The 26,717-nt window shown below is 40.3% G+C and carries 19 protein-coding genes, 1 tRNA gene and 1 pseudogene; 10 read left to right on the plus strand and 11 right to left on the minus strand.

All coding sequences use genetic code 11. The features are described 5' to 3' along the window. Nucleotides 1-166: 166 nt before the first annotated feature. The 4 genes and pseudogenes from PIECOFPK_RS01200 to PIECOFPK_RS01215 form a co-directional block, all read right to left on the minus strand. Nucleotides 167-289 (minus strand): hypothetical protein, encoded by a 123-nt coding sequence (locus tag PIECOFPK_RS01200; RefSeq protein ID WP_409966326.1) that lies wholly within the window; start codon nt 287-289, stop codon nt 167-169. 658 nt (nt 290-947) lie between these two features. Continuing rightward, a complete protein-coding gene (locus PIECOFPK_RS01205; RefSeq protein WP_330975127.1) occupies nt 948-1,601 on the minus strand; it encodes a hypothetical protein in 654 nt (217 codons plus the stop codon). A gap of 45 nt (nt 1,602-1,646) precedes the next feature. Next, nucleotides 1,647-1,852, minus strand: a pseudogene (locus PIECOFPK_RS01210) (BspA family leucine-rich repeat surface protein). 677 nt (nt 1,853-2,529) lie between these two features. Continuing rightward, the gene (locus PIECOFPK_RS01215; protein ID WP_409966327.1) at nt 2,530-4,176 is read right to left on the minus strand and encodes a BspA family leucine-rich repeat surface protein; all 1,647 of its coding nucleotides are present in this window, start codon (nt 4,174-4,176) and stop codon (nt 2,530-2,532) included. A gap of 284 nt (nt 4,177-4,460) precedes the next feature. Between PIECOFPK_RS01215 and PIECOFPK_RS01220 the strand changes: the two genes are divergently transcribed. Together PIECOFPK_RS01220 and PIECOFPK_RS01225 are read left to right on the plus strand one after the other, a co-directional pair. Then, entirely contained in the window at nt 4,461-5,267 is an 807-nt protein-coding gene (locus PIECOFPK_RS01220) for an IS982 family transposase (RefSeq protein ID WP_409966805.1), read from the plus strand. Nucleotides 5,268-5,507: 240 nt separating this feature from the next. Next, nucleotides 5,508-8,675 carry a two-component regulator propeller domain-containing protein gene (locus PIECOFPK_RS01225; protein ID WP_409966328.1) on the plus strand — a complete coding sequence of 1,056 codons (3,168 nt, stop codon included), beginning with the start codon at nt 5,508-5,510 and terminating at the stop codon, nt 8,673-8,675. A gap of 428 nt (nt 8,676-9,103) precedes the next feature. Here PIECOFPK_RS01225 and tig read toward each other — a convergent pair whose 3' ends face one another. Further along, entirely contained in the window at nt 9,104-10,492 is a 1,389-nt protein-coding gene (tig, locus tag PIECOFPK_RS01230) for a trigger factor (protein ID WP_409966329.1), read from the minus strand. A gap of 81 nt (nt 10,493-10,573) precedes the next feature. Next, a tRNA-Leu gene (locus PIECOFPK_RS01235) sits at nt 10,574-10,655 on the minus strand. Between the two features lie 207 nt (nt 10,656-10,862). On the opposite strand from PIECOFPK_RS01235, the gene PIECOFPK_RS01240 reads away from it, so the two are divergent. From PIECOFPK_RS01240 to PIECOFPK_RS01255, 4 genes are all read left to right on the plus strand, one after another. Beyond that, on the plus strand, nt 10,863-13,109 hold the full coding sequence (locus tag PIECOFPK_RS01240; protein WP_409966330.1) for a RelA/SpoT family protein: 2,247 nt from the start codon (nt 10,863-10,865) through the stop codon (nt 13,107-13,109). Nucleotides 13,110-13,234: 125 nt separating this feature from the next. Continuing rightward, complete coding sequence (locus PIECOFPK_RS01245) at nt 13,235-14,497, plus strand: adenylosuccinate synthase (protein WP_330974530.1); 1,263 nt, start codon at nt 13,235-13,237, stop codon at nt 14,495-14,497. 78 nt (nt 14,498-14,575) lie between these two features. Beyond that, nucleotides 14,576-14,899, plus strand: a complete 324-nt coding sequence (locus PIECOFPK_RS01250) for a hypothetical protein (RefSeq protein WP_330974531.1) — start codon at nt 14,576-14,578, stop codon at nt 14,897-14,899. A 69-nt stretch (nt 14,900-14,968) separates the two neighbouring features. Then, a complete protein-coding gene (locus PIECOFPK_RS01255) occupies nt 14,969-16,177 on the plus strand; it encodes an anthranilate synthase component I family protein (RefSeq protein ID WP_330974532.1) in 1,209 nt (402 codons plus the stop codon). Nucleotides 16,178-16,186: 9 nt separating this feature from the next. On the opposite strand, the gene PIECOFPK_RS01260 is transcribed toward PIECOFPK_RS01255, so the two are convergent. Beyond that, nucleotides 16,187-16,966: a class I SAM-dependent methyltransferase gene (locus PIECOFPK_RS01260; protein WP_330974533.1), complete on the minus strand. Its 780-nt coding sequence runs from the start codon at nt 16,964-16,966 to the stop codon at nt 16,187-16,189. Between the two features lie 77 nt (nt 16,967-17,043). Between PIECOFPK_RS01260 and PIECOFPK_RS01265 the strand changes: the two genes are divergently transcribed. Further along, nucleotides 17,044-17,775, plus strand: coding sequence for an esterase family protein (locus tag PIECOFPK_RS01265; protein WP_409966331.1), 732 nt, complete (start codon nt 17,044-17,046; stop codon nt 17,773-17,775). Between the two features lie 15 nt (nt 17,776-17,790). Here the strand turns inward: PIECOFPK_RS01265 and aat are convergent, their stop codons facing one another. Together aat and PIECOFPK_RS01275 are read right to left on the minus strand one after the other, a co-directional pair. After that, nucleotides 17,791-18,435: a leucyl/phenylalanyl-tRNA--protein transferase gene (aat, locus tag PIECOFPK_RS01270; protein WP_409966332.1), complete on the minus strand. Its 645-nt coding sequence runs from the start codon at nt 18,433-18,435 to the stop codon at nt 17,791-17,793. A gap of 30 nt (nt 18,436-18,465) precedes the next feature. Further along, nucleotides 18,466-18,759 (minus strand): ATP-dependent Clp protease adaptor ClpS, encoded by a 294-nt coding sequence (locus tag PIECOFPK_RS01275; protein WP_409966333.1) that lies wholly within the window; start codon nt 18,757-18,759, stop codon nt 18,466-18,468. A gap of 185 nt (nt 18,760-18,944) precedes the next feature. On the opposite strand from PIECOFPK_RS01275, the gene PIECOFPK_RS01280 reads away from it, so the two are divergent. The 3 genes from PIECOFPK_RS01280 to PIECOFPK_RS01290 all read left to right on the plus strand — a co-directional run bounded on the left by PIECOFPK_RS01280 (nt 18,945) and on the right by PIECOFPK_RS01290 (nt 21,986). Then, nucleotides 18,945-19,367, plus strand: coding sequence for a hypothetical protein (locus PIECOFPK_RS01280; protein ID WP_330974537.1), 423 nt, complete (start codon nt 18,945-18,947; stop codon nt 19,365-19,367). Nucleotides 19,368-19,554: 187 nt separating this feature from the next. Then, on the plus strand, nt 19,555-21,234 hold the full coding sequence (locus tag PIECOFPK_RS01285; protein WP_330974538.1) for a GMC family oxidoreductase: 1,680 nt from the start codon (nt 19,555-19,557) through the stop codon (nt 21,232-21,234). 68 nt (nt 21,235-21,302) lie between these two features. Continuing rightward, nucleotides 21,303-21,986 carry a gluconate 2-dehydrogenase subunit 3 family protein gene (locus PIECOFPK_RS01290; protein ID WP_330974539.1) on the plus strand — a complete coding sequence of 228 codons (684 nt, stop codon included), beginning with the start codon at nt 21,303-21,305 and terminating at the stop codon, nt 21,984-21,986. Nucleotides 21,987-22,103: 117 nt separating this feature from the next. Here the strand turns inward: PIECOFPK_RS01290 and PIECOFPK_RS01295 are convergent, their stop codons facing one another. Then, nucleotides 22,104-25,442, minus strand: coding sequence for a vitamin B12-dependent ribonucleotide reductase (locus PIECOFPK_RS01295; protein ID WP_409966806.1), 3,339 nt, complete (start codon nt 25,440-25,442; stop codon nt 22,104-22,106). Between the two features lie 136 nt (nt 25,443-25,578). Further along, nucleotides 25,579-26,703, minus strand: coding sequence for a cysteine desulfurase family protein (locus PIECOFPK_RS01300; RefSeq protein WP_330974541.1), 1,125 nt, complete (start codon nt 26,701-26,703; stop codon nt 25,579-25,581). Nucleotides 26,704-26,717 lie beyond the last annotated feature (14 nt).

The following is a 26,717-nucleotide window of genomic DNA, read 5'->3' on the forward strand; positions in this document are numbered from 1 at the left end:
TGTACCCTGCTATACGCCTCGATAAGCACTTCATGTACCGATACTCATCATACCAGATTATTAGCTTCGCTCCTCAGCAAACAAAGGCTATGGTTATTACAATCAACTTCTAAAGCACCTAGGTATATTTGCTCAAAAGAAGGCCATCTTTCCAACCTTCCCGCTTTTAATTAAAGCTGCCAACCACATCACACAACCCAGACATCGTTGTCACATGGTTCACACCCCACTGGTCGAGCGACAGATAGAATAAAGTCCCCAAGCGAAACATTACATCCATATTCTCCACATAGCTTACATCTCAACCATTAACATTGCAGAAGCGCTTAAATATCCAGCAGGCTACAAACATTAGTAACATATCTATCCTATTATATAGACTAACGGCTAGGTAGCTGAGATCTCTAAATTCCTGCGATACTGAAAACATGCTTAGATGTATATGTTCTATCAAAGCATTGCTACATCTATCAATACTACACTTTGATTGTTACTAAATTACTTAGAATTTGGGGCTAAATTCAAGATAAAATCATACTAATTAGCCGGAAGATTACATACCTCAATTATACGCATTCCCATATGGAAGATGAAAGACAGAGGGTTTAGAACTCCCTTTTCATCCTTTGTGCCAAAAGCACCAGCCATAAGGAGCATTACTCGATGAGAGTAATATTAATATCAAAGCTGGTCATATTAGCACACTACATTTTGGTAACAAATGGCCGATGCCATGCAAATAATAAGTCCACAGGCAAAATTAAAAGCAAACAATAAAAGAGATTTTTGCATTGATTACAGAATTGGATAAAACGCGTAGCATCTTATACTATACTTTCATCACACAGCAGCAAATTTGATTCATAAAAGTAACTGTAATTAACATTCAGTAATAAAAAAAGGACCGGTACGAAGCCGGTCCTATACTTCATTATTGATACAGAAAACTAATTTTCATATACTACTTTCACCACCTTGCTGTACTGATACCTACCATCCTTATCCACTTGTTTGATACGAATGTATAAGTCTTGAGCCTCTGATGGTAAAACCACCTTATCCTGCTTAGAGCAAGACATGAATACACCTCCCAATAACATAAAGGTAAGCAACATCAAAGCCCCCACTTTTCTGCGACCGGTAGCCATACTGTCGATAGCAAGCAATAATGCAGACACACCCGCTAGTAGCGCAGTATGGGAGGTGGTTTTACTGAAATTATATTGTAAAGAGTGGTCAGAACTACCATCCTTAGCCAGGCTTTGCACCTTACCAAGACTCACAAAGTTTTTACCATCCGTAGACGCTTCTACCTCAAAATAGGCATTATTTACTTCAGATAAGGTAGTCCAGTTGATAAGTAACTGATCATCCTTAAATAAGGCCGTGATAGCACCAAAAGTTACAGGTAACGTGACCGTACATGTACCATCAAAAACATCTTCATTGAAAATCCATCCTAACTCGAAAGACGCTTGAATACATAATCCCTCGGCTGCAGCACCATATGTACAGTTATATGCATCTATAATAAAATCTTTTTTATCGGGATTTTTATCTAACCAACCTTTAAGAGTATAAGTATAATTTTCACAACTCATAGCTGTATTAGCTATCGAAATTTGAGAAGCATTAAGATGTAAAACTCAGCTACCAAGATTTTGATTAAAAGAAAGTGCATCAAAGTACATATTATCAACATACTCCGCCTTAATCACGTTCCAATTATCCAAAGGCTGATTGAATTTGTTAGCTCCATAAACAGGGCACTCATATTTACAACCTTACTCACATCCCATTTATCTAACGGTTGATTAAAATTTTGATAGCAAATGTAGGAGTGATTATAAATGGAATAAAATAAATGCGATCCCTAGAAATAGGGAGGCTCACCAATATTTATCAAAGCAAAAACATTTTACATATATTATCACAATATGCATAATTATATAATTATTCATAATTTACACATTGCAAGATGGCGAGATTCAAAAATATATAACTAATATTTCTTCATTAAGCCTTTTTGTTGTAATTTCAAGAGTAGCAAGAAGGCATGATCTATTGTGCTAATAGCTAGTTCGTAATTTCCATGTATACATTTCGATGATGTAGAAACCGGATAATAATGATAGATTTTACGCCCCTAAACATTACAATAACCGAAAGGCATAATGTACTATTTTAATAAGTATGAATAGACTTTCTTTAGCGGTGTAGTACGGAAGGGTATCGAATAATATTATTAAAATATTGGGAATCCGTTCCTTATCATTACAATGATACAATCATGTTTAAAACCGCTGTTAAGATTATTCTTAAATAGCGGTTTTTTATAAGGGGTTACAAAATAATGTAGCAATACCTTACAAATATTCTTATATAAATATTGACAGGAAAAAACGTTCTATTAAAAAATTCCGACTTTGGGTAATAGCCTATCGATATGATTTTCGTGTGTGCTTCTTTTTTTTACTCAAAGGACCGGCAATAATACCGACCCTTTGAGTAATATAACCCCGTGTACAGTTAATGTTCAAACATCACCTTCACTACTTTACTGTATTTATAGCTACCGTCTTTATCTACTTGCTTAATACGAATGTACAGGTCTTTATCTTCGGCAGGTAAAGCAAAGCTATCCTTCTTATTACATGATGCAGCTATACCCACCAACAGCATACATGCCCCCAACATCATAGCTCCCGCTTTTCTACGACCTGCAACAAAGCTGCCTATGGCCAAGGTTAATGCAGCTATACCAACTAGCAACGCGTTGCGTGATGCGGTTTTGCTGAAGCTGTATTGTAAAGGTTGGTCGGAGTTGCCGTCCTTAGCCAAGCTTTGTACTGTACCAATGCTTACAAAGTTTGTACCGTCGACAGAGGCTTCTATTTCAAAATACGCGTTGTTGAGTTCTGATAACGTAGTCCAGTTTACTTGCAACTGACCATTCTTGTATAATGCGCTAATATCTCCAAATACTACCGGCAATGTTACATTACAGGACTCATCGAGACCATCGTCATTAAATATCCATCCATTACCTTCTAATAATGAATGCGCTGCATCTGCAGCAGGACCATAACTAGTATGGTATACATCCACAGACACGTTGGTCAAATGGAGATTATTAGCTGCCCAGCCAATCAATGTAAGTGTATAGTTCTCACAGCTCATACCTGATGGACCGAGCGTTATATATCCTGTATTGGGGTGCATCTTCCAGCTACCTAGGTTTTGATCAAAAGAAGTGGCATAGTAAAACATACCCGCGAAGCCATCACTAAAATAATCAACATTGCTCACATCCCAATTATTCAACGGCTGGTTGAAAGATCTAGCACTACTAAACATGTTTCTCATATTACGCACATTACTTACATTCCAATTATCAAGAGGCTGGTTAAAGCTTTCAGCGCCAGAAAACATGTATGCCATATCCCTCACATTACTCACATCCCAACTATCAAGAGGCTGGTTGAAAGATCTAGCACTACTAAACATGCTTCTCATATTACGCACATTACTCACATCCCAATTATCAAGAGGCTGGTTAAAGCTTTCAGCGCCAGAAAACATGTCACTCATATTCCCCACATTACTCACATCCCAATCATTCAAAGGCTGGTTAAAAAGTAATGCGGCTTGAAACATCGCTCGCATATTAGTAACATTACTCACATCCCAGTCATTAATATTATTAGGACCGGTTAACTTTTCACACTGGGAAAACATAAAGCTCATGTCAGTTACCTGCGACAAATTAGGCTTATCCGTTGCCGTTACATCCATTACAGTGGCGCCATTAAATGCAGAAGCCATCGATGACCACACTACATCGCCCCATTGCGATATTTCTTTAAAATTAATACCGTACATATGAACCGCCATCAAGTTCTGCGGTCCTAAACGTAATTCGACATCACCCCCTACAGGAAGACCGTATATAGATACATAGTTCGGCGACGGCATATTAATAAGTCCCATAATACTATCCTCACCGCTACCCGTACTAAACTTTGCCGTATAGGTGACATCTCCAGCAGTTTGGGCTTTAAATGAAATCTGACCAGATCCATCAGCTTGCCATTTAGTAATAAAAGGACGGTCTTGAGATAAAGAGAGCTGGGTAAATAAAAGGGCTACGAACAGTCCTAAAGTAAGCTTTCTCATTTTTTAGGAGTAGTTGCTTAATTAAACAATAGATATTATTAAAATAAATGTCTTATACTAGTACAAATGTATATATATATTATGTAAATAAAATTCGAAACAATAAATCCATCTTCAATACTTTACCCCTCTTCACTGCATCTATATACACAAAGCAAAGGCTATACAGTGATTCTATATTAACCTAAGTTGCTAGTTATGTAAAGAAGTAAAAAAGAAAGCATGTTTATAATAATTTTGGATTACCACATCTAAAATATATAAGCCATGCTTTCCGATAGTAAATTATAGCTCTTTATTGTATAGTAGATGATATTTTAAAATCTTTGCACCACAAGGAGGATATCCGGGTACGGGTTAGCGATGCGGAGGTTATTACAACGGCCTTTGTATCAGCGTTGTACTTTGGAGGTCACCAGGGAAATGCCCGTCACTTTATGAAATTGAAGGGCTATGTGCCGCAGATGTTAGATAAATCGAGATTTTGCCGAAGGCTGCACCGGCTCTCAGAGCTGCTGTTGTTTATGTTTTCAGTAATGGGTAAACAGTTAAAGGACATGGCGGGGGCAGCCGATTACCGCTTAGACTCTTTTCCTGTTGCAGTGTGTGACAATATACGCATTGGTCGTTGTAAAGTATTAAGGGGTGAAGCGTTTCGGGGTAAACATGCTGCCATGAGGAGGTATTTCTACGGAGTTCGGGTACAGGTAATGACTTTAAATGGAATACCGGTAGAGTTTTGCATAGTGCCTGGTAGCGAGCATGACAGTCAAAGCCTTGGAAAACTCCCTTTTGATGTAGCACCGGAAAGCAGCATCTACATGGATGCCGGCTATACCGATTATTTGAGTGAAGATGACTTATTTGAGGCAGAATTGATACATGCAAAAGTTCAAAGAAGGTCTAATAGTAAAAGAAAAGATGAGCCACATGTCGCCTTCTTAAAACAATATATGCGTAAACAAATTGAAACAGATTTCAGTATGATTAAAGAAAAAATGCTCAGAAAAGTGCATGCTGTAACAAAAAATGGCTTTCTGATTAAAGTCGCTTTATTTGTTATCGCATATACTTTTGAGAAATTAACATAACTGGCAACTTAAATTAAATAATTGAATAGGGAACGAAGCTAGATTCTTAGGCAATTCTTGCAATATCTCATGTGGAAAATGATAGACAGAAGTTAGAAATATATTTAGAAATATATATACAGAGCAAAGAAACAGCACATTTTGAGATAAAATTTGAAAGCCCCTAAGTAAAATAGGCTTAAACTAATGAATTTTAATATTTTTGAATATTATATAATTAATAATATATATAAAATAATAATGATTGATTGTTGCCGTCTGTTTTTTAGTCGCCTAATTCATCCCATAATTGGATTGATTTTTACACTCCAAATACAAAATATTCATGCACAGCAATATATATCTAAAAACCTTAATACAAATAATGGTTTAAGCAATAACACCGTTTTTACCATACAGCAAGACAAAAGAGGCTTTATATGGATGGGGACTGCCGATGGCCTTAACAGATTTGATGGTAAGGCCTTTAAAAAATTCAACACTATAAGCAATAACAATAAAATAAAGGGTCCCCTATATGTATGGGAACTACTAGTGCACAGTAATGGTAGTTTATGGTTAGCCACCAATAAAGGCCTTTTTATCTTCAACGATACCACGGAACTTCTGGATCCGGTTAAAAATGTTCCCGAAGGTGTGGTACACCGGATGGCCGAAGACCAAACCGGAAAAGTATGGCTATCCCTTTATAATAATTTGTATGAATGCGATCCTTTAACAAGGGAAGCCATAAAATATCCTAATTACCAGAATCAAAAGTATACCGATATCATCGTAACCGACAATCACCAAATGTGGGTAGGCACCGAAAACGGAGAGCTAGGTTTGTGGATGCCTTTTGAACGTCGTTTCATTTTCTTCCCTATAAGTACTCACTTTCAGCCTGCAAGTACCCGACGAATTATTAGGATATTTAAAAAGGATGATCGCACCTTGTGGGTAGGTACTTTAAAAGGTGTTACCGCTTTCGATATCCAACAGAAAAAAGCACAACCGGTAAGTTTAAGCTTCGGGGAAAGTACCAATATCACAGTTCGTGATTTTCAACAGGTGTACTCCAATGAATTCTGGGTGGCAACTAATAAAGGTATATATATACTGGATAGCAACGGCTCATACCAAAATAGGATTTTACAAAGCCCGGAAAACAGAAATTCCTTGGCTGATGATTATGTGTGGTGGCTACTTAAAGATGCTGAAGGAGGTATCTGGTGTGCCACATATCACAATGGCGTGAGCTACTACCCTCCCGTAAGTAACGCCTTTGAAGTATATACCGCTAATCTTCATTCTTCACATGGTTTGTGGGGGAAAAATTTCACTAACATCACTGAGGACGATCAAGGCCATATATGGATTGCCAGTGCTAAAGGGCTAAACCGTTTTGACCCACATACCCGTCGCTTTGAATATTTTTCCCAAACTCCTCACCAAGGCGCATTCTCCGGAGAAGATCTTTTAGGAATGGTTTATGATCAGGGTAAATTATGGTTGGGAGTATGGTTATACGGGCTGCAAGCATTGGATACAAGGAGTAAAAACATCGTAGAACACTATACGGCAGGAACTGGAACCAACGACTTAAAAAGCAACCGAATCATGTCACTCCATGTGGATTTAAATGAAAAAACGATATGGGTAGGTACTGCAGATGGTATTTTCCAATTCGACAAAGGCACCAAACGCTTTACCAGGTCTGATCATTTTCCCCAGCAAACACCCTACAACGTGATCACACAAACACCCGATGGAACAGTGTGGGGCTTAACACATGGATTGTTTTTCTACAACGAAAAACAAAACTTAAAAGGGGAGGTAAAGGTAATGGTCGATGGAAAAAATATTTTACCCACCAGCATCAACTCCGCATTACTAGTCTCCCGCGATGGCACTATCTGGTTGGGAACAGGTAACGGTCTGATAAACATTAATATACATACGAAGAAAACTTACATCTATACCAGCAAACACGGACTACCATCAGATATTGTTACCGCTATCGCCGAAGACAATTATGGCAAACTTTGGGTCACAACCGCAGCCGGAATAGTCATGTTAGATCCGGCCACTATGGCTTTGTCTCGCTTTGAACAGATAAAAGAATTCTCTGCAGGACAATTTGCTTATGCCAGCTCTTACAAAGCACGAAACGGCGATATATACATTGCAACACATGGAGGTATTATAAGAGTAAATCCCGATAATATAAAGACTTCCACTTACAAGCCGCCGCTTTACATAACTGAAATCACGATGCTGAATATCCCCCTTACTATTAATCCGAATAAAGGTCCATTAAAGCAATCCGCATCACTAACACATTCTATCACTTTTACACATAAGCAGTCCTCATTCGAAATTGATTTTGCAGCACTCAGTTATGCAGCTCCCGATGGTATACAATATGCGTATAAAATGGAAGGCTTAGACAATAACTGGTATTACATTAAAGATAAGCGCAATGTTAGTTTTATCGCCATAAAACCCGGGAAATACACTTTTAAAGTAAAAGCCACAGATAACAGAGGCATCTGGCAGGACAACGAAAGAGTATTGCATATTACTATCTTAAATCCTTTTTATGCAACAACCTGGGCTTATTTAACCTATGTCGTGCTTTTTTTCCTGCTCACCTACACCAGTCTGAAATATTATAAAAGAAACTTAGCAGAACGGCAGAAGAGAAACAAATTACTCTATGAAATTCAACGAGAAAAAGAAATTTATGCGTCAAAGACAGAGTTTTTTACGCATGTTATACATGAAATCAAAGCTCCTATCACGCTGCTGAAGGCCCCCTTAGAAATGGCTAAGATAGACACTGAAGATCGTCCCCGTACACAGAAGTATCTTAATATTATGGAAGAAGGTGTACAGCGATCTCTCAATCTGATCAATGAGTTGCTCACCCTTAAAAAAACAGAAAGCGCTCAAATGCAAATCCAACCCGAGCGGCTGGAACTAACTCCCTTCCTAGAATCGGTGTACTTTATTTTTGACCCAGTTATAAAACAAAAACAATTTGCTTTCAAATCCATAATAGAAAAAGGATTAACACATATATATGCTGACAAAGAAGCGCTTACAAAAATCATTAGCAACCTTCTAGATAATGCGCTCAAGTATGGTAAAAGTCAAATTATTCTTAAAGTACAACGTTCTACTGACCCAGATAAGATTAAAATTAGTGTAGCCAGTGATGGAGATTTAATCATTCCAGAAAACAGGGAAAAGATTTTTGAACCCTTTGCCCGGCTCAATCCCAAAGGAAATCTTCCGGGAACCGGCATCGGGCTTGCACTGTCTCGCTCACTGGCTACCCTGCATAGAGGTTCATTAGTTCTGGAGGTATCCGATAGCTACAATATATTTATTCTCACAATACCACAATCCCTCGAGAATAAATAAACTATTCAATTTATATGAAGATTTTGACAAAATTGATACGCAGAAGAAAAAAATTGATACGCAGAAGAAAGATTTTATAATAGATACTATAGAAATTTGCACAGGTACTTTATAAATTTGCCAAGACTAAATGCTTGTAAATATTGGTAGTTTGTAAAAATTTAATTGCAATTTACAATAAACAAACAGCACAAATTAATTGATTTTAAACTTTATACATTTTCTATTTAAAAGTTTAATAATAATCAGTCCCTTTAGAGATGATAATGCAGTAAAATATTAGAGTTTAGGTTAGGTTTATAACGCCCTGGGTTTTTACCCGGGGCAATTTTTTAATGAAGTTCTAAAGTAACTACTAAGGATAGGGGCTAATAAAAAAGGCGCTTATAATAAGCGCCTTTATATCAACAAAATATGTTACTGCATTATTAATGATGATGGTGCTGATGCTCTTCAACCATTTTATTAAATTCCTCCGCACTTACTTGCTTGGATTTTGGCTTTATTTGTTTTTCAGCCCATTCAAAAACTTTTTGAGACTGAATACGAGAGTAAGCATCCTCAACATACCTGCGATCATTCATCATTCTGTCTACATAATCCTTCACCCAGGGTTCTTCTTCGCTAGGTACCGCACCTCCCATATAGCTAAATAGCTGAGCTTTCGCAAATTCTCTTACCTCCTCGGGCTTCACCTCAATTTGTTGAACCTTAACAATTTTTTCAGTGATCAAAGTCCATTTCAGCTGATTCAGGAAAGTAGGTAACTCCTGCTCTACCTGTTCTTCAGTTTTGGCAGGCTGGCCGTTCTCGCTATTTTGAGATAACAACCATTTACGCAGGAATGCCTCAGGAAATTCAATCTTAGTATTGTCCACCAAGCTGTGGAAGATTTGATCATGAATTTGATTGCGACTTTGAGCAGCCCAATAATTGAAGATCTGATCTTTTACTTTAGCACGGAATTCTTCTTCAGTTTTTACATCCCCTTCAGGGAAAAGTTGTTTGAAGAACTCCTCATCCAATGCTCTTTTTTCGAGTTCTGCAACCTTAGTTATGGCAAGCTTAAAAGTTTTCTTTTTGTCTTCTTCGCTGTCCTTGTTCAATCCCAGATCTCCGGCTACATAATCCCACTCTTTTTCTTCAAAAGCCTCACCAATAGCAACTTGTATGCTATCACCAGCTTTCTTACCCATCAACTCTTTTTGTGTGGCTGCGGCAAAATATTTTACGAGGAAAGAGTTGTCTTTCTTCAAACCACCTTCCACTTCGTTACCTGCTGCGTCGGTTTCAATAAAACTAACATATACTACAGCGTTTTCACCAGAAACCGCTTCTTTATCCACCATATTACCGTAACGATTCTGCAATCTTTCCACTTCCTCATTAATCATTTCGTCGGTAATATCAATATTGTAGGCTGTAATATCGGCTTTTGCCAAATCTGCCAATTCAAATTCGGGTTTTAACCCTATTTCAAATTCAAAATTATATTCACCAGGATTGTTTACATCCAGTTGAGCAATATCCACATTCAATGGAAGCGGCTGAGCAAAGATCTCAGTTTTCTCATTTTGCAGATAATTGATCAGTTCTTTATCTACAGAACGTAATACCTCGTCGGTAAACAAAGAAGGGCCATACATTTTTTTAATTAGACCTGCGGGAACTTTTCCGGGTCGGAAGCCTTGCAGATTTGCCTTCTTACTATATTCTTTTAAAGTTTTTTCAAAACCTGGGAGATAATCGGCCTTATCTACTTTTACACTGATCTTTTCGTGCAACTGGCCAATAGGTTCTTTTGTAATTGTAGCCATGTTATAATAATAGTTTAATAAAAAAGTTTAAGGTTTAAGGCTTGTTGGTAAACGGAAACCTCAAACATTAAACTTTTCTAGTCCGGATGGAGGGACTCGAACCCCCACACCTTGCGGCATCAGATCCTAAGTCTGACGTGTCTACCAATTTCACCACATCCGGTTAACGATTCGGGGTGCAAAGGTAATGGATTTATTGAAGATTAAACACGATAATTTAATATTTTCGTCGAAGGTTTTTTTGGCTAGCGCAAAAAAGCAATCAGAGGCCGCTCAAACGTGTTGTTTTTACACGTAAAGAATCGTATATTTATATAATAATCACTTGTATACCTAAGAAGTGATATCGGACTAGGAGAGTATATTGATAATGAAGACAATAGAGCAAAAACCCAAATACAATCTTACCGAGGAAGAGGAAAAAAAGCTCATTTTACGCGAGTACCGTTCCCTGTTACGTTTATTAAAAGACAAACTAAAACCGGGCGATAAAGACCTCATACGTTCTGCTTTCGAAATGGCTGCAGAAGCTCACAGCAGCATGCGTCGCAAAAGTGGCGAACCCTATATTTTACACCCCATAGCCGTAGCTAAAATATGTGTAGAGGAAATTGGCCTTGGAGTGCGTTCCACTATATGTGCCCTATTGCACGACACCGTAGAAGACACCGATGTTACCCTTCAAGATATTGAACGCGAGTTTGGATCGGAGATTGCACGCATTGTAGATGGACTAACCAAAATCTCCAATGTCATAGATGTAAAAGCTTCGGCACAGGCAGAAAATTTCAGGAAAATTTTACTCACACTTACCGATGATCCCCGGGTAATTCTTATCAAACTGGCCGATAGGCTCAACAATATGCGCACACTCGACAGCATGAAGCGCGAAAAGCAGCTGAAAATTGCCTCCGAGACCGTGTACATTTTTGCTCCGCTGGCACACCGCTTGGGACTGTATGCCATCAAAACCGAGCTGGAAGATCTGGCCATGAAATATTTGGAGCCTGATACCTACAAAGAAATCGCCCGAAAACTCGCCGAAACCAAGCGCGAAAGAACGCGTTATATCAATGAATTTATCAAACCGATTAAAGAAAAACTCGAAAAAAACAATTTTAAGTTCGAAATATTTGGTCGGCCCAAAAACATTCACTCCATCTGGAACAAAATGAAAAAGAAAGGCGTATCCTTCGAAGAAGTATACGACCTTTTTGCCATCAGAATTATTCTCGACAGCAGTCCGGAAAAAGAAAAAGAAGACTGTTGGAAAGTTTACTCACTCATTACTGATGAATATACGCCGTCGATTGAGCGCTTGCGCGACTGGGTAAGTAATCCTAAATCCAACGGCTATGAAGCATTGCATACTACCGTAATGGGACCACGCGGGCGATGGGTGGAAGTACAGATTCGTACCCGCCGTATGAACGAGATTGCCGAGAAAGGGCTGGCCGCACACTGGAAATATAAAGAAGGCTCGCAAAGCGAAAACCGTTTTGATAAGTGGTTCCAACAGATACGGGAAGCGCTGAACAGTAAAGACGCCGACGATAGCGTGGCTTTTCTGCAGGACTTTAAAACCAGCTCCCTAGCCGAAGAAATTTATGTATACACCCCCAAAGGCGATATCAAAATGTTGCCTGCCGGTAGTAGTGCGCTGGATTTTGCCTTTGCCATACACTCGGCTATTGGTGCCAAAACCATCGGCGCTAAGGTCAATCACAAGCTGGTGCCTATCAGCTACAAGCTATCCAGCGGTGATCAGGTCGAAATCATCACCAGTAATAAACAATCACCTTCGGAAGACTGGCTCAAATTCGTCATTACAGCCAAGGCTAAAAACAAAATTAAGGAGGCGCTTAAAGAGGAGAAAAGGAAAATCGGAGAAGAAGGCAAATACACATTGCATCGCAAACTGGAAGCTATGGGAGTTCCCATGTATCCGGGCAATGTAGAAACTATAGCCCAGTACTATAAGCTGAACTCCAATCTTGAGCTGTATTATCAGATTGCTATAAAAAATATCGACCTTAAAGAACTTAAAGACTTTAAGGTTATGGGTGACAGGTTGGAAGCTCCGGCCCCACCTAAACCGGCCGAATCTAAAACAGAGAGCGCTCCACCATTACCTACTCCGGCTAAAGATGCCGAACTAATTATCTTCGGGGAAAGCAGCGACAAGATTGTATACACTTTGGCCAACTGCTGTAAACCCATTCCCGGTGATGACGTATTTGGCTTTGTTACTACTGGAAAAGGCCTTACCATTCACCGCACCAACTGTCCCAATGCACCTAAACTGATGGCCAACTACGGCCACCGGATTGTAAAAACTAAATGGGCGAAGAATAAGGAAATTTCCTTCCTCACCGGTATCAAAATTGTGGGTATCGACGATGTAGGTATGGTAAGCAAGATTACCAACCTCATCTCGGGCGAACTCAAAATCAATATTGCCGCCCTTACCATTGAGGCTCAGGAAGGCCTGTTCGAAGGAAACATCAAGTTATTCGTTCACGACAAGGAAGAGCTGGACGAGCTGGTGCGAAGACTGGGAGAGGTGGATGGCGTAGAGTCGGTCTCGCGGTACGATACAGAGGACATATCCAAATAAAAGCCGCTGAGCCTTCACTTCAAGAGCACCCTTTATATTTTTCGGCTTCCAAGGCCGATAATTTCTTTTTTCGCAACACGAACCCTTATTTTTGCACTTCAATTTTTTAACCAAAAACAAGGCAGATGGTAGATGTTATTTTAGGGCTTCAATGGGGAGATGAGGGGAAAGGTAAGATAGTAGATTATTTTGCTAAAGATTATGATGTGATAGCCCGCTTCCAAGGTGGTCCCAATGCTGGACACACCTTATACAAGGATGGCAAAAAACTGGTATTGCATCAAATACCTTCCGGAATTTTTTATGAAGATAAAATCAATATCATCGGAAATGGTGTAGTACTGGACCCTATCACATTAAAAAAAGAATGCGAGAACGTAGCCGCTTTCGGAATTGATCTTAAAAAGAACCTTTTTATTGCCGAACGCACCAACCTTATATTGCCCACCCATAGGGCACTGGATAAAGCTTCCGAACAGGCAAAAGGCAAAAGCAAAATCGGCTCTACATTGAAAGGTATCGGCCCAGCATATATGGATAAAACCGGCCGCAATGCATTGCGCGTGGGTGATATTTTACGCGACGATTTTAAAGAGCTATATGATCAATTACGCCAAAAACATCAGGTAATTATAGATACCTACCACTATAAAGAAGATATTTCCAACGACGAAAAAGAATTCTTCGAAGCCGTTGAATTCCTCAAAGAACTCAATATTGTAAACGGAGAATACTTCATCAACAAGCTTATTCAAGAAGGCAAAAAAATACTGGCCGAAGGTGCTCAGGGCAGCATGTTGGACCTTGACTTCGGGACCTTCCCCTTTGTTACTTCGTCCAATACTATTACCGCAGGCGTATGCAGCGGTTTGGGTATTGCACCCCAGCACGTGAAAGATGTTATAGGTATTACGAAAGCTTATTGCACCCGAGTAGGTAGTGGCCCCTTCCCTACCGAGCTGGAAAATGCCGACGGACAAAAGCTTCGCGATATTGGTAATGAATACGGTGCTACAACCGGGCGTCCACGCCGCTGCGGATGGATTGATCTGGTTGCCCTTAGCTATGCCTGCATGATCAACGGTGTTACCAAAATTGTAATGACTAAGGCTGATGTGCTCAATACCTTTGAAGAACTACAGGTATGTACTGCATACAGCATTCGTGGTAAGGAAATTAAGGAAGTCCCTTTCCGCCTCGATTTGGACCACTACGTTCCTGTATATCAGAAATTCGAAGGATGGAACACCGATATCAGTCAGGCAAAAGACTATAATTCGCTGCCCGAAAAGACCAAAAACTATATTAAATTTATTAATGAATATCTGGGAGTAGCTATTAAATATATCTCCAACGGGCCCGAAAGAGACCAGCTAATTGTTCTGTAATTTTTTTCAAAAAAAGAAAATTAAAAAATTTGGCGATTTAAAAACTTCGAATAAAATTTACAGTATAATTTTTAGATTATGGCAAAGTCAAATAAATCTAAATTAAGTGACAAAGAGACCTTTAACGAAAAGAAGCCTGTAAAGAAAGCTTCCCCGAAATCGAAAAAGGAAGAAGAATTTGATGATGAAGATGACATTGACGAAATTGATGATTGGGATAAGGTAGAAGAAGATGACGATTGGGATAAAGACTTTGAGGAGTTCGATTTGCCAAAGTCGAAAGGTAAATCCGGCAGAGGTAAAAAGTCATTTGATGATGACGATGACTTCGGCTTGGATGATGAGTTCAAAGATTTGTTTGGCGATCCAACCTTCGATGATGACGAGGAAGACGACTTTTAATAATCTCTTTTACTAAAACCATTGCAAAGCACTTTTACAGTTAACGATATAAGTGTTTTTAAACAAAAGGTGTTGAATTGGCTTCGAAAGTTCAACACTTTTTGTTTTTTAGACAGCAACCATTATACCGGCCACCACCAATGGCTAATAGGTGCTGGAGCCGTACGGCAATATCAATCCTCCGGTATTGACGCCCTTCCCGGTTTCGAACTATTTCTAAATCAGAGACCCTCCTGGTTATTGGGGCATTTGGGCTACGAATTAATCACATTTGAAAGAACAAGCCACACCTTTAAAGCTGATCACATACAATTTCCTGACATCTTCTTTTTTGAACCAGAAGTACTGCTGATTTTGAAAAAAGAGGTTTTGGAAATTATCGGAAGCGATCCTGAGGCCGTATTTCAAGCTATTGAAAACTCCGAGAACGTTCATACCGGTACTACAACCCTATCAGTACCCGTACAAAATAAAATACCGAGGGAAGAATATCTCCATATCATTAAACGCCTGCAGGAACACATTCATAGAGGCGATTGTTATGAAATTAATTTCTGTCAGGAATTTTTTGCCGAAGGTGTGAGGTTGGATCCCATTACGCTGTTCGCCCAACTCAATACCCTATCCCCCAATCCCTTTGCCGGACTGTATAAAACAAATGACAAGTGGCTATTATGTGCCAGCCCCGAGCGCTTTCTGAAAAAAAATGGCCAACATATCATTAGTCAGCCGATCAAAGGTACTATGCAGCGCATCAGCGGCACAGCTACAGAAAAACAACAGCTGCTGCAAAGTGAAAAAGATAAAGCCGAAAATGTAATGATAGTAGATCTGGTGCGTAACGATCTATCGCGCATTTGTAAGGAGGGTAGCGTAAAAGTGGATGAACTCTTCGGCATATATAGTTTTCCGCAAGTGTATCAAATGATTTCCACCATCAGTGGGGCATTGCAGGATGATGTACGTTTTATGGATATCATTAATGCTACTTTTCCCATGGGTTCCATGACGGGTGCACCTAAAATCAAAGTCATGCAGCTCATCGATCAATATGAAAGAAGCAAAAGGGGTATTTTTTCAGGGGCGTTGGGATATTTTACTCCCGAGAGGGATTTTGATTTTAATGTAGTAATCCGTAGTATGATGTATAACGAATCTAACGGCTATCTTTCATTCCAAACCGGAGGCGGCATTACAGCTTACAGCAATGCCGAAAAAGAATGGGAAGAATGCATGCTGAAAGCCAAAGCAATCAAAAGCATTTTGGGCAACGAATAAAAGCAACTGCTATTTCTCCGCTATGTAAAATAAATCCAAACATTCATCATTTACTTCTGACAGAAAATAATCGCTCATTTGAATACTGGAGACTAGTGTATTATCGCTTTTAAGCATTTTTTTACGGTTCCATCTGTTCAGGATATCATAAGGTATTTGCAAACACCAGCGCGGTAAATTGTATTGAAGATTAAAAATATCAAAGCGAGTAATTCTTTCTACTGCTTTTTTATTGGCTTGATAATATTCCATCACTTTATCATTACCATACACACCGAGTGCTTGAACAGATGTGAAATCCTGTAGCAGTAATTTCTTCAGCTCATCTACCGTGTACTCACGCACATGCCAAGGATTGCGAGTAAGTGACATTTTCTTATTGGGTGTGGTAACGATAAGTTTGCCGCCAGGTTTAAGCACCCGCTGAATCTCTTTTACAAAAAGCTTATCGTTCTTAATATGCTCGATTACCTGAAAGGTAATTACATAATCAAAAGTATTATCGGCTATTCCGGCTAATGGTGGAATACTCATCTTAATGAATTCAATGTTGTGGTGTTTAGCCACCAGTTCCGGAATATTATCGTTCTGAAATTTATCAATCGTTACAAATCGAGTTGCTTTTGAGGCAATATGCTCAATACCGTAGCCGCTACCCGTTCCTATTTCCAAAACATTACCCGATACCATATTGGCGGCTTCTGCATAAGCCAGTAAGGAGCGCTGATAAACATAGTTATCAGAAGCATCTAATTGCGAAACCCTTTCTGCTGTTTGTATTAATTTCATCCGTTTGTAATAAGGCTTCAAAAATATAAATATTCAACACTATCGGTAAAATATTTTATTTTAGAAAAAAGTTTTACATGAAAAGAGACATCTTTGGATGGTATAGTCCTTCGCTGAATAAAGAGATGCCCATTGTAACCTATGGACATTATGGCTTTGCATTATTACTGGTACCCACGGCAGCAGCAGATTATCTCGAATATGAACGCTTTGAGCTTATTGAGGCACTGCGGCCATTTATCGAAGCTGGTACCATCAAAGTATTTTCTGTAAACAGTGTAAATAACGAAAGCTGGTTGAATCAGCATATGCCCCCCCAAGAAAAATCGATCCGGCATGATCAATGGAATAATTATATCTACAATGAAGTAATTCCTTACATTAAAAATGCTACCAGTAGCCAGACCCCTATTATTGTAAGCGGAGCCTCTTTTGGTGCACTGCACAGTATGAATTTATTTCTAAAACGACCCGATCTTATTAATGGTGTTATTGCTATGAGCGGCGTGTATGATCTTACCTATTACAGCGATGGTTATATGGACGATAGTGTGTATTTCAATAGTCCGTGGCATTATATGCCTAATCTCACCGACCATCATATTTTGGAAACCATCCGTAAAAGTAATCATATTCATATCCTCACCGGAAGTGGAGCTTACGAGGACCCTAAAGCTGGCGGAGAGTTTGCACGCACCCTATACCAAAAAGGAATTGCCTATGATTTTCAAAACTGGGGCGAACAATACAAGCACGACTGGCCAACCTGGCGAGAAATGCTACCAACCGTATTGCATTACAAGTTTTAACAAACTATCCAAAAATCAAATCCATTTTTTCAATAAAGCTTGAAACTCCTGACCATCAATCATACGTGCCCCAAAGCTTTCCAAATATTCGGTGTATACCTGACAGTCGATCAATTGTACATCCTCAGCAACCAGCTGCTGCACATATTTGGTAAACGCATACTTAGAAGCATTACTTACCAAGCTAAACATACTTTCGCCAAAAAACACCTTTCCCAGTCTTACTCCGTATAACCCTCCCACCAGTTGTCCATCTTTCCAAACTTCGGCACTATGAGCATACCCTAGTTGGTGCAGCTGCGTATAGGCACGCACCACCTCCTCACGAATCCAAGTACCATCCTGTCCCGGACGCGGTACGGTTTTACAATGTTCAATTACTTTTTCAAAAGCACGATTGATGGTAAAATCAAATGCATTACGATTCAAAAGGGGCTTCAGACTTTTTTTGACTTTAAATTCAGATGGGAAAAGGACAAAACGAGGATTGGGACACCACCATAAGATAGGTGGCTCGCTATACCAAGGGAAAATACCCGAACGATAGGCCAATAATAATCTTTCTACGGACAAATCTCCACCCATCGCTAGTAATCCGTCGGGCTCGGCCAGATGCACGGGAGGAAAATACAACGACTCGTCAAGAGCAAATAACGGCATAGAGCAATCAATTCCAAATCAAAGCCTGATTTAAGATACCACCTCATCTACGGTAGCATTAATACCTCTGTCGAGGATGGCATCGCACATCGGCTTCAATTCTTCATACTCACCCTCTTTCACAGCATATTTACCCTTAAAATGAATAATATATGCACATTGCTCCGCCTGCTCATAACTGTGCCCACATATATCCATGAGCGTTTCAATCACCCAGTCAAAGGTGTTTACATCGTCATTCCACACTATCAACTGGCACGATGAAGTAGGTACAGCAAGTACATCTGTACTTTCCGAAAACCTTGTATCAGTGCTGTTTTGCATAAGACAAAGATATAGCATTTAAAAATAGACTTGTACCCCCCTCAGGTTCAACAAAAGACGTATCGACTTATAAATATTTACAACTTTTATATATCAATTACATAGGATAATGGTAGTCTTTGGCATGCATATTGCACCCCATCAATAAATATGAATATTCCTCAACCCTACAAAAAACTTTTTTAATGAAAAATCGTCCTACACTAGCTCTCTTGGCAATCCTTGCAATTATACTTTTTAGTGCATGTAGTAAAACCCGTGATGGGTTGGGCTTGGATGCAATAATTAATAACGCTAGAATCGGCAAATGGGATGTTCGCCATTTAACCTATGTAGGAAATTCATCCACTCCTTTACTGGATGAGAATCTTACTCCCGGCTCAGCATATGCAGAATTTAAATCAAACGGAAAAGTACAGTACTATGATGCAGAGGGTGTACACAATCCTGCACTGGACGTAAACTATACTTTTGTAGATACTAAAACCCTCATTTACGATGGCGTGGAATACAAGATTCAGGAAAACCTCGCAGGTACTTTTAAAAAAATGACACTGCAACGTAACACTGATACGGGCAGAGATGTATATATTTTTGAAAGAGATTAAACATATAAAATATTTGTCTATATAGACATCAATAAAAAAAGCCGGGCTAATAGCCCGGTTTTTTCATAAAGGCTCTTTAAACTTTTTTTAAATTGTATAGAGCAATCATTTTTTTTAAATATCTTTAAAACCTGCTTGCACCAAAAGCTTGAATTTTTTTTAACGAAAACTATTTAAACGATTCCATATGGCGAATAACACGTATGATGCTATTGTCGTAGGCAGTGGCATATCAGGTGGTTGGGCAGCTAAAGAGCTCACTGAAAAAGGCCTGAAAACTATCATGCTCGAAAGGGGTCGGGACATTAAACATGTTCAGGACTACGTGAATGCAAATAAAAACCCCTGGGACTTTCCTCATCGCGGAGGCAGAACACAGGAAATGATTCAAAACTATCCAGTATTAAAAAGAGACTATCCACTTAACGAAACCAACCTAGACTATTGGGTAAATGAAAAAGAATGCCCCTATGTAGAAACGAAACGCTTCGACTGGTATCGTGGCTATCATGTAGGAGGTCGCTCTCTCATGTGGGGACGTCATTGCTATCGTCATAGCGATATAGATTTTGAAGCTAACGCACGTGAAGGTATTGCAGTGGATTGGCCCATACGCTACAAAGACATTGCGCCCTGGTATAGTTATGTAGAAAAGTTTGCTGGAATCAACGGAAGCAATGAAAACTTCCCAGGTTTTCCTGATGCAGAACTGATGCCGGCCATGCCTATGAATTGCGTGGAAAAAGATGTTGCAGAAAGAGTAAGAAAACATTTCAATGGTACGCGCATTATTACCAATGCTCGCATAGCCAATATTACCCGCCCATTAGAAGGTCGCAGTGCCTGCCAATATCGCAATAAATGCTGGTTGGGTTGTCCTTTTGGTGCTTACTTCAGTACACAATCCTCTACACTACCGGCTGCAATGAAAACAGGCAATCTTACATTGCGCCCCTTCTCTATTGTAACCAAAATTATTTACGATAAAGACACTCAGAGAGCAAAAGGAGTTGAAGTGCTTGATGCCGAAACAAACCAAACTTACGAGTACTACGCTAAAGTAGTTTTCCTCTGCGCTTCTGCACTCAATTCCACTTGGATTCTGATGAACTCGGCTACCGATATTTGGCCTGAGGGATTGGGTAGTAGCAGCGGCGAGTTAGGCCACAATCTGATGGACCACCATTTCCGTTGCGGTGCATCAGGCAAAGCTGAGGGATATGAGGATAAATATTACTTCGGACGCAGACCCGGCGGTATCTATATTCCAAGGTTTAGAAATATTGGTAACGACAAGAGAGACTATCTGCGTGGATTTGGTTACCAAGGTAGCGCCAGCCGCCAGGGATGGCAACGTAACATCGCCGAATTAAGTGTAGGAGCAGAACTGAAAGAAGCGCTGTGCGAACCCGGACCATGGACATTAGGTCTCGGCGCCTTCGGTGAAATATTGCCCTATCATGAAAACAAGGTCACACTGGATAAAAACGTAAAAGATAAATGGGGCTTACCAGTTTTGAATATCGATGCTGAAATCAAAGAAAATGAAAAGAAAATGCGCATCGATATGATGAACGATGCTGCTGAAATGTTGGAAGCAGCTGGACTGAAAGACGTAAAAACCTACGATAATGTTTACGGGTTCGGTCAGGGAATCCATGAAATGGGTACAGCGCGCATGGGTCGTGATCCCAAAACATCAGTACTGAACGGCAACAATCAGGTATGGGATTGTAAGAACGTATTTGTAACGGATGGTGCCTGCATGACAAGTGCCTCCTGCGTTAATCCATCACTTACCTATATGGCGCTTACAGCAAGAGCTGCAGACTTTGCGGTAAGTGAATTAAAGAAAGGAAACCTTTAATAAATTTATATAACATTCGACAACGAAAAGAGTAAAATTCAATACGCTGTCATTTCAAATAAATTACCATGAACAGAAGAACAGCAGTACAAAGGGTTGCCCTCTTATTGGGAGGTACAGTACTCGGCGCAGAAATGTTTCTGCAATACGGCTGTAAACCCGCCGCCAACAAAGATGCAGCCGAAGCCGGAGCTAAGACATTGCCCGACTTCTTCACTAAAGAAGAAATTGCTTATCTGGATGAAATAGCCGAAACCATCATACCCCGAACCGATACTCCTGGTGCCAAAGATGCCAAAGTAGGAGAATTTATGAATGTAATGGTTCGTGATTGCTATCGCCCCGAAGAGCAAAAAGTTTTCAGAGAAGGCATGAAGAAAATCGAGGCACTTAGCAAAGAAAAATACGGCAATGGTTTTATGCAAATACAACCCGAGCAACGCAAAGAGTTGCTGACCATGCTAGATAAGGAGGCAAAAGAGTACACCAAAACGCCCGAGTATAAAGCTAAGAAAGAAGCTTTGGATAAAGAAGAAGCTATTAAAGACTCTCTGGAAAGAGCAAAGGGCAACTTTGGATACGATAAGGCCTCAATACCGCGTCATTATTTCAGAATGATGAAAGAATTAACGCTTTTAGGCTTCTTTACATCAGAACCAGGTGCGACCAAAGCCCTGCGCTATGTAGCGATACCCGGTAAATACGAACCCTGTATCCCTTATAACAAAGGAGATAAAGCTTGGGCAACTTAGTACAACAGAAAATAAGAAACACTATGTGACAATAACTAAGGTTGTATATACGTCACATAGTGTTTATATATTTTAAAGAAAAGAATACCTTATCGTAATAAGGTATTCTTTTTTGTTCTAACTACAACCCAAACTATTACCGCAATTGAGACATTTGTAGCAGGTTCCACTTCTTACAGTAATATGTCCACACACATTACAGGCGGGGGCATCAGACTGCATATTTTTAGCAGCTACGTTTACTGCATCTAATCCCTGCGACATAGCACTACCATTCTCCTCTACTTTAGGTGCAGCAGCTACCACTCTTACTTCACTCATTTCATAAGTACGTTCACCAATAGTAGGTGAATCTTCACTCCATTCTCCCTCTTCTCCATCTGCAATCCGGTTTCCAGGCTGATCCAAAACATGTACCAAATCCGTGCGTCCGAGATAATCATATGCCAAAGCACGGAATATAAAATCTACTATAGATGTTGTAGACTTAATGTTAGGATGCTGCACCATTCCGGAAGGTTCAAAACGAGTAAATACAAATTTCTCTACATACTCTTCGAGAGGTACACCATACTGTAAGCCGATGGAAACGGCTATCGCAAAGCAGTTCAACAGGCTGCGCATAGTGGCACCTTCCTTCGCCATATCGATAAAGATTTCTCCCAATGTTCCATCGCTATATTCTCCTGTACGTAAGAATAATGTTTGCCCGTTAATCTTGGCTTTCTGCGTATACCCCCTACGTTTTGCAGGTAAGGTCCTACGCTCCACAATTCTTGCCAGCTGCCTTTTAAGGCTGGTATCGGCACTATTCTGCACGCGTTTATTTACCTCTTCCAGCAGCTCATCAATGGTAAGCTTACCTAAATCTATGATACTACTTTCGGCAACGGGTTCTTCTTTTTGCTCTACGACATCTTCAGTTTTATTTTTCTTATCACTTTTATTACTGAGCGGCTGACTGAGCTTAGAACCATCACGATATAATGCACAGGCTTTGAGCCCCAGCTCCCAGCTTAGCTTGTAAGCATCAGCAATTTCTTCAACGGTTGCTTCATTGGGGAGATTGATAGTTTTACTAATGGCACCACTAAGGAAAGGCTGTACGGCTGCCATCATACGGATATGACCATGCGCATGAATATAGCGTTTACCTAAAGGACCGCATTTATTAGCACAATCAAATACTGGCAAATGCTCTTCTTTCAGATGCGGAGCCCCTTCTACGGTCATGGTACCACATACATAGGTATTAGCAGCATCAATCTGTTCCTTAGTAAAGCCTAATGCATCTAACATGCTCCAGCCAAAATCGTTGTATTGCTCTGGTTTAAAGCCCAGGCGCTGCATACATTCTTCACCCAATGTATACACATTAAATGCGAAACCTATTTCAAATGCAGTACCCATTGCTGCATTGAGTTTATCCAAATCGGCTCTAGTAAAGCCTTTAGCTGCCAGGCTTTCTTCGTTAATGTAAGGAGCTCCTTTTAGTGTGGCATGCCCCTTTGCATAATGAACAATATCTTCAATTTCTTTTTCAGAATAACCCAAGGTACGCAACGCTAGCGGTACACTTTGATTGATGATTTTAAAATATCCGCCGCCACTTAGTTTTTTGAATTTCACCAAAGCAAAATCAGGTTCTACTCCGGTAGTATCGCAGTCCATAACCAGCCCAATAGTGCCGGTAGGAGCGATTACAGTAGTCTGTGCGTTTCTGTAGCCATACTGCTCACCCAGTTTCACAGCATTGTCCCAAGCTTTGGTAGCAGCTTTCAGCAAATAATCCGGACAGTGGGTGGCATTGATACCACAAGGTTTTATCTCCAGCCCTTCATACGCTTCGGTAGCATCGTAGGCGGCTGCCCGGTGGTTGCGCATCACGCGCATCATATGCTCCCTGTTTTCTTCAAAACGAGGGAATGGCCCCAATATAGATGCCATTTCGGCGGAAGTACTATAAGCCACTCCAGTCATAATAGCCGTAATGGCACCGGCAATGCCTCTAGCAGCCTCGCTGTCGTAAGGTATACCACTTACCATTAGCAGGCTACCTAAGTTAGCAAAGCCTAAACCTAAGGTGCGGTAATCATAACTAAGTTGTGCTACTTCTTTTGATGGGAATTGTGCCATCAGCACAGATATCTCAAGCACAACCGTCCACAAACGACAGGTATATTCAAACCCCTCCACATCGAAGAGGTTCTTGTTTTCATCATAAAACTTGCGCAGGTTGACACTTGCCAGATTGCAAGCCGTATTGTCCAAAAACATGTATTCACTACAAGGGTTGCTGGCCCTAATGCGCCCACCCTCGGGGCAGGTATGCCATTCATTGATGGTGGTATCGTATTGTGTTCCCGGATCGGCACAACGCCACGCTGCATAAGCTATTTGCTCCCACAGATCTCTGGCTTTTACTTTTTTCATTACCGAGCCGTCGCATCTGGCTTTTAGCTCCCAGTCGCCGTCTTCTGCCAATGCTTTGAAGAACGTATTAGGAATACGCACCGAGTTGTTACTGTTCTGCCCGCTCACGGTACGATAAGCTTCGCCCTCGTAGTCACTAGGATAACCGGCTGCAATTAATGCAGCTACTTTATCCTCTTCTTTAACCTTCCAGTTAATGAAATCTTCTATTTCGGGATGATCTAAATCTAGGCACACCATTTTCGCCGCTCTACGAGTAGTGCCTCCACTTTTAATAGCTCCGGCAGCACGGTCACCCACACGCAAAAAACTCATCAGCCCGCTAGATGTTCCACCTCCACTAAGCTTTTCACCCGCTGCACGTATATTGCTAAAATTAGTTCCCACTCCGCTACCATATTTGAAAATACGGGCTTCGCGTACCCACAAATCCATAATACCGCCTTCATTCACCAAGTCATCTTCAACACTCAAAATAAAACATGCATGCGGTTGCGGTCTCTCATAAGCCGAAGTAGATTTTTTTAATTGCTGATCCTTAGGATCTACATAGTAGTGCCCTTGTGGCTTACCTGTGATACCATATGCTTCGTGCAAACCAGTATTGAACCATTGGGGACTATTGGGTGCACAAGATTGATTTAATATGGAATATACCAGCTCATCGTAAAAGATTTGCGCATCTTTTTCACTCGCAAAATAATTATAGCGCTCGCCCCATTTGCGCCAGCAATGTGCCATACGATGTGCCACTTGCTTAATACTGGTCTCCCTTCCCAAAGAGCCATCAGGCTGAGGAACACCAGCCTTTCTAAAATATTTCTGAGCAAGAATATCTGTAGCAATCTGGCTCCAGTGTTCTGGAACTTCCACATTATCCAACTGAAAAACGACCTCACCGCTAGGGTTTTTAATAACCGAAGTGCGGTAGTCATACTTAAACATATCGAAAGGATTCACGCCTTCCTTGGTGAATTTTCGGGAGAATACAAGGCCTTTGAGAGCGGGATTTTTAATTGCCATCATGAAATGTTTTAGAAGTTACCAGATAATGGATCAGACTATGACGAATTTATCCCTTCTCGCAGAAGATTCCGAATAATAAATATGCACAAATGTGGAAAAGAAATTTTACCCCCCTTGAAAGAAGCTTAAAAGCCTATAAAAGCTCTTTAATCTTCTCAATTACTTGGTCAATTTCCTCCTTGGTGTTATACTTACTGAATGAAAAACGAATGGCTACCCGGTCGGGGTCTTTGCTGATGGCATTGATTACGTGCGAGCCCTGATTAGCTCCACTGCTACAGGCGCTCCCCCCCGAAACACAGATGTTGTTTATATCCAAATTAAACAACAGCATCTCGGACTTTGGCGTGGCTGGGAAAGAGACATTTACGATAGTGTAAAGACTACTACCGCTATAATCCCCATTGAACTTTATATTAGGAATATGCTTTTGTAGCTGCTCAATCAAGTAGTCCTTTAAGGATTTAATATATGCCGAATCCTTTTCATAACGCTCCATCGACAGCTCCAGCGCCTTAGCAAAACCCACAATTCCGTATACATTTTCGGTGCCGGCCCTCATGTTACGCTCTTGCCCGCCGCCGTGAATCAAAGGCTTTACTTGCACATTATTATTGATGTAAAGAATTCCGGTACCTTTCGGGCCATGAAACTTATGCCCCGAAGCCGAAATAAAATCCACCTGTATACGACTCAGATCGATGGGATAGTGTCCTACAGTCTGTACACAGTCAGAATGAAACACAGCATTGTATTTTTTGCATAAGGCACTTACTGCATTGATACTTAAAAGATTGCCGATCTCATTATTGGCGTGCATGAGGGTAACCAAGCATTTCTTTGGTATTTGCGCCAGCTGCGATTCCAAATCTTGCAAATCGATGTGACCGTCGGGTAACAGTTTTACAAAACTACTGGTAATATCGCCTGTGGCGTAATGACTTACAGTGTGTAAAACTGCGTGGTGTTCGATAGGTGATGTAATAATATGTTTGCAACCTAAATCACGAATGGCTGTTAAGATTGCCATATTGTTGCTTTCAGTGCCACCGCTTGTAAAAAAAATTTCCCCGGGGTGAGCATTTAACAGCTTTGCTACTGTTTTACGAGCATTTTCCACAGCTAGGCGGGTTTCTCTTCCATAGGAGCAAATAGAGGAAGGATTTCCGAAGTGTGTTGTCATATAGGGTAGCATTGCGTCTAGCACATCCTTATCGAGCGGTGTGGTAGCGGCATTATCTAAGTAAATTCTTTGCATAAACAAATAACAAA

Source organism: Chitinophagaceae bacterium C216 (assembly GCA_028485475.2).
In the GTDB taxonomy this organism is placed as follows: domain Bacteria; phylum Bacteroidota; class Bacteroidia; order Chitinophagales; family Chitinophagaceae; genus Niabella; species Niabella composti.

What these genes read in the sequence shown, in the direction of transcription:
- PIECOFPK_RS01205 (WP_330975127.1), bottom strand. Translation starts at nt 1,601, where the DNA reads ATGAGTTGTGAAAATTATACTTATACTCTTAAAGGTTGGTTAGATAAA.
- PIECOFPK_RS01215 (WP_409966327.1), bottom strand. Translation starts at nt 4,176, where the DNA reads ATGAGAAAGCTTACTTTAGGACTGTTCGTAGCCCTTTTATTTACCCAG.
- PIECOFPK_RS01225 (WP_409966328.1), top strand. Translation starts at nt 5,508, where the DNA reads ATGATTGATTGTTGCCGTCTGTTTTTTAGTCGCCTAATTCATCCCATA.
- tig (WP_409966329.1), bottom strand. Translation starts at nt 10,492, where the DNA reads ATGGCTACAATTACAAAAGAACCTATTGGCCAGTTGCACGAAAAGATC.
- PIECOFPK_RS01240 (WP_409966330.1), top strand. Translation starts at nt 10,863, where the DNA reads ATGAAGACAATAGAGCAAAAACCCAAATACAATCTTACCGAGGAAGAG.
- PIECOFPK_RS01245 (WP_330974530.1), top strand. Translation starts at nt 13,235, where the DNA reads ATGGTAGATGTTATTTTAGGGCTTCAATGGGGAGATGAGGGGAAAGGT.
- PIECOFPK_RS01250 (WP_330974531.1), top strand. Translation starts at nt 14,576, where the DNA reads ATGGCAAAGTCAAATAAATCTAAATTAAGTGACAAAGAGACCTTTAAC.
- PIECOFPK_RS01260 (WP_330974533.1), bottom strand. Translation starts at nt 16,966, where the DNA reads ATGAAATTAATACAAACAGCAGAAAGGGTTTCGCAATTAGATGCTTCT.
- PIECOFPK_RS01265 (WP_409966331.1), top strand. Translation starts at nt 17,044, where the DNA reads ATGAAAAGAGACATCTTTGGATGGTATAGTCCTTCGCTGAATAAAGAG.
- aat (WP_409966332.1), bottom strand. Translation starts at nt 18,435, where the DNA reads ATGCCGTTATTTGCTCTTGACGAGTCGTTGTATTTTCCTCCCGTGCAT.
- PIECOFPK_RS01275 (WP_409966333.1), bottom strand. Translation starts at nt 18,759, where the DNA reads ATGCAAAACAGCACTGATACAAGGTTTTCGGAAAGTACAGATGTACTT.
- PIECOFPK_RS01280 (WP_330974537.1), top strand. Translation starts at nt 18,945, where the DNA reads ATGAAAAATCGTCCTACACTAGCTCTCTTGGCAATCCTTGCAATTATA.
- PIECOFPK_RS01285 (WP_330974538.1), top strand. Translation starts at nt 19,555, where the DNA reads ATGGCGAATAACACGTATGATGCTATTGTCGTAGGCAGTGGCATATCA.
- PIECOFPK_RS01290 (WP_330974539.1), top strand. Translation starts at nt 21,303, where the DNA reads ATGAACAGAAGAACAGCAGTACAAAGGGTTGCCCTCTTATTGGGAGGT.
- PIECOFPK_RS01295 (WP_409966806.1), bottom strand. Translation starts at nt 25,442, where the DNA reads ATGGCAATTAAAAATCCCGCTCTCAAAGGCCTTGTATTCTCCCGAAAA.
- PIECOFPK_RS01300 (WP_330974541.1), bottom strand. Translation starts at nt 26,703, where the DNA reads ATGCAAAGAATTTACTTAGATAATGCCGCTACCACACCGCTCGATAAG.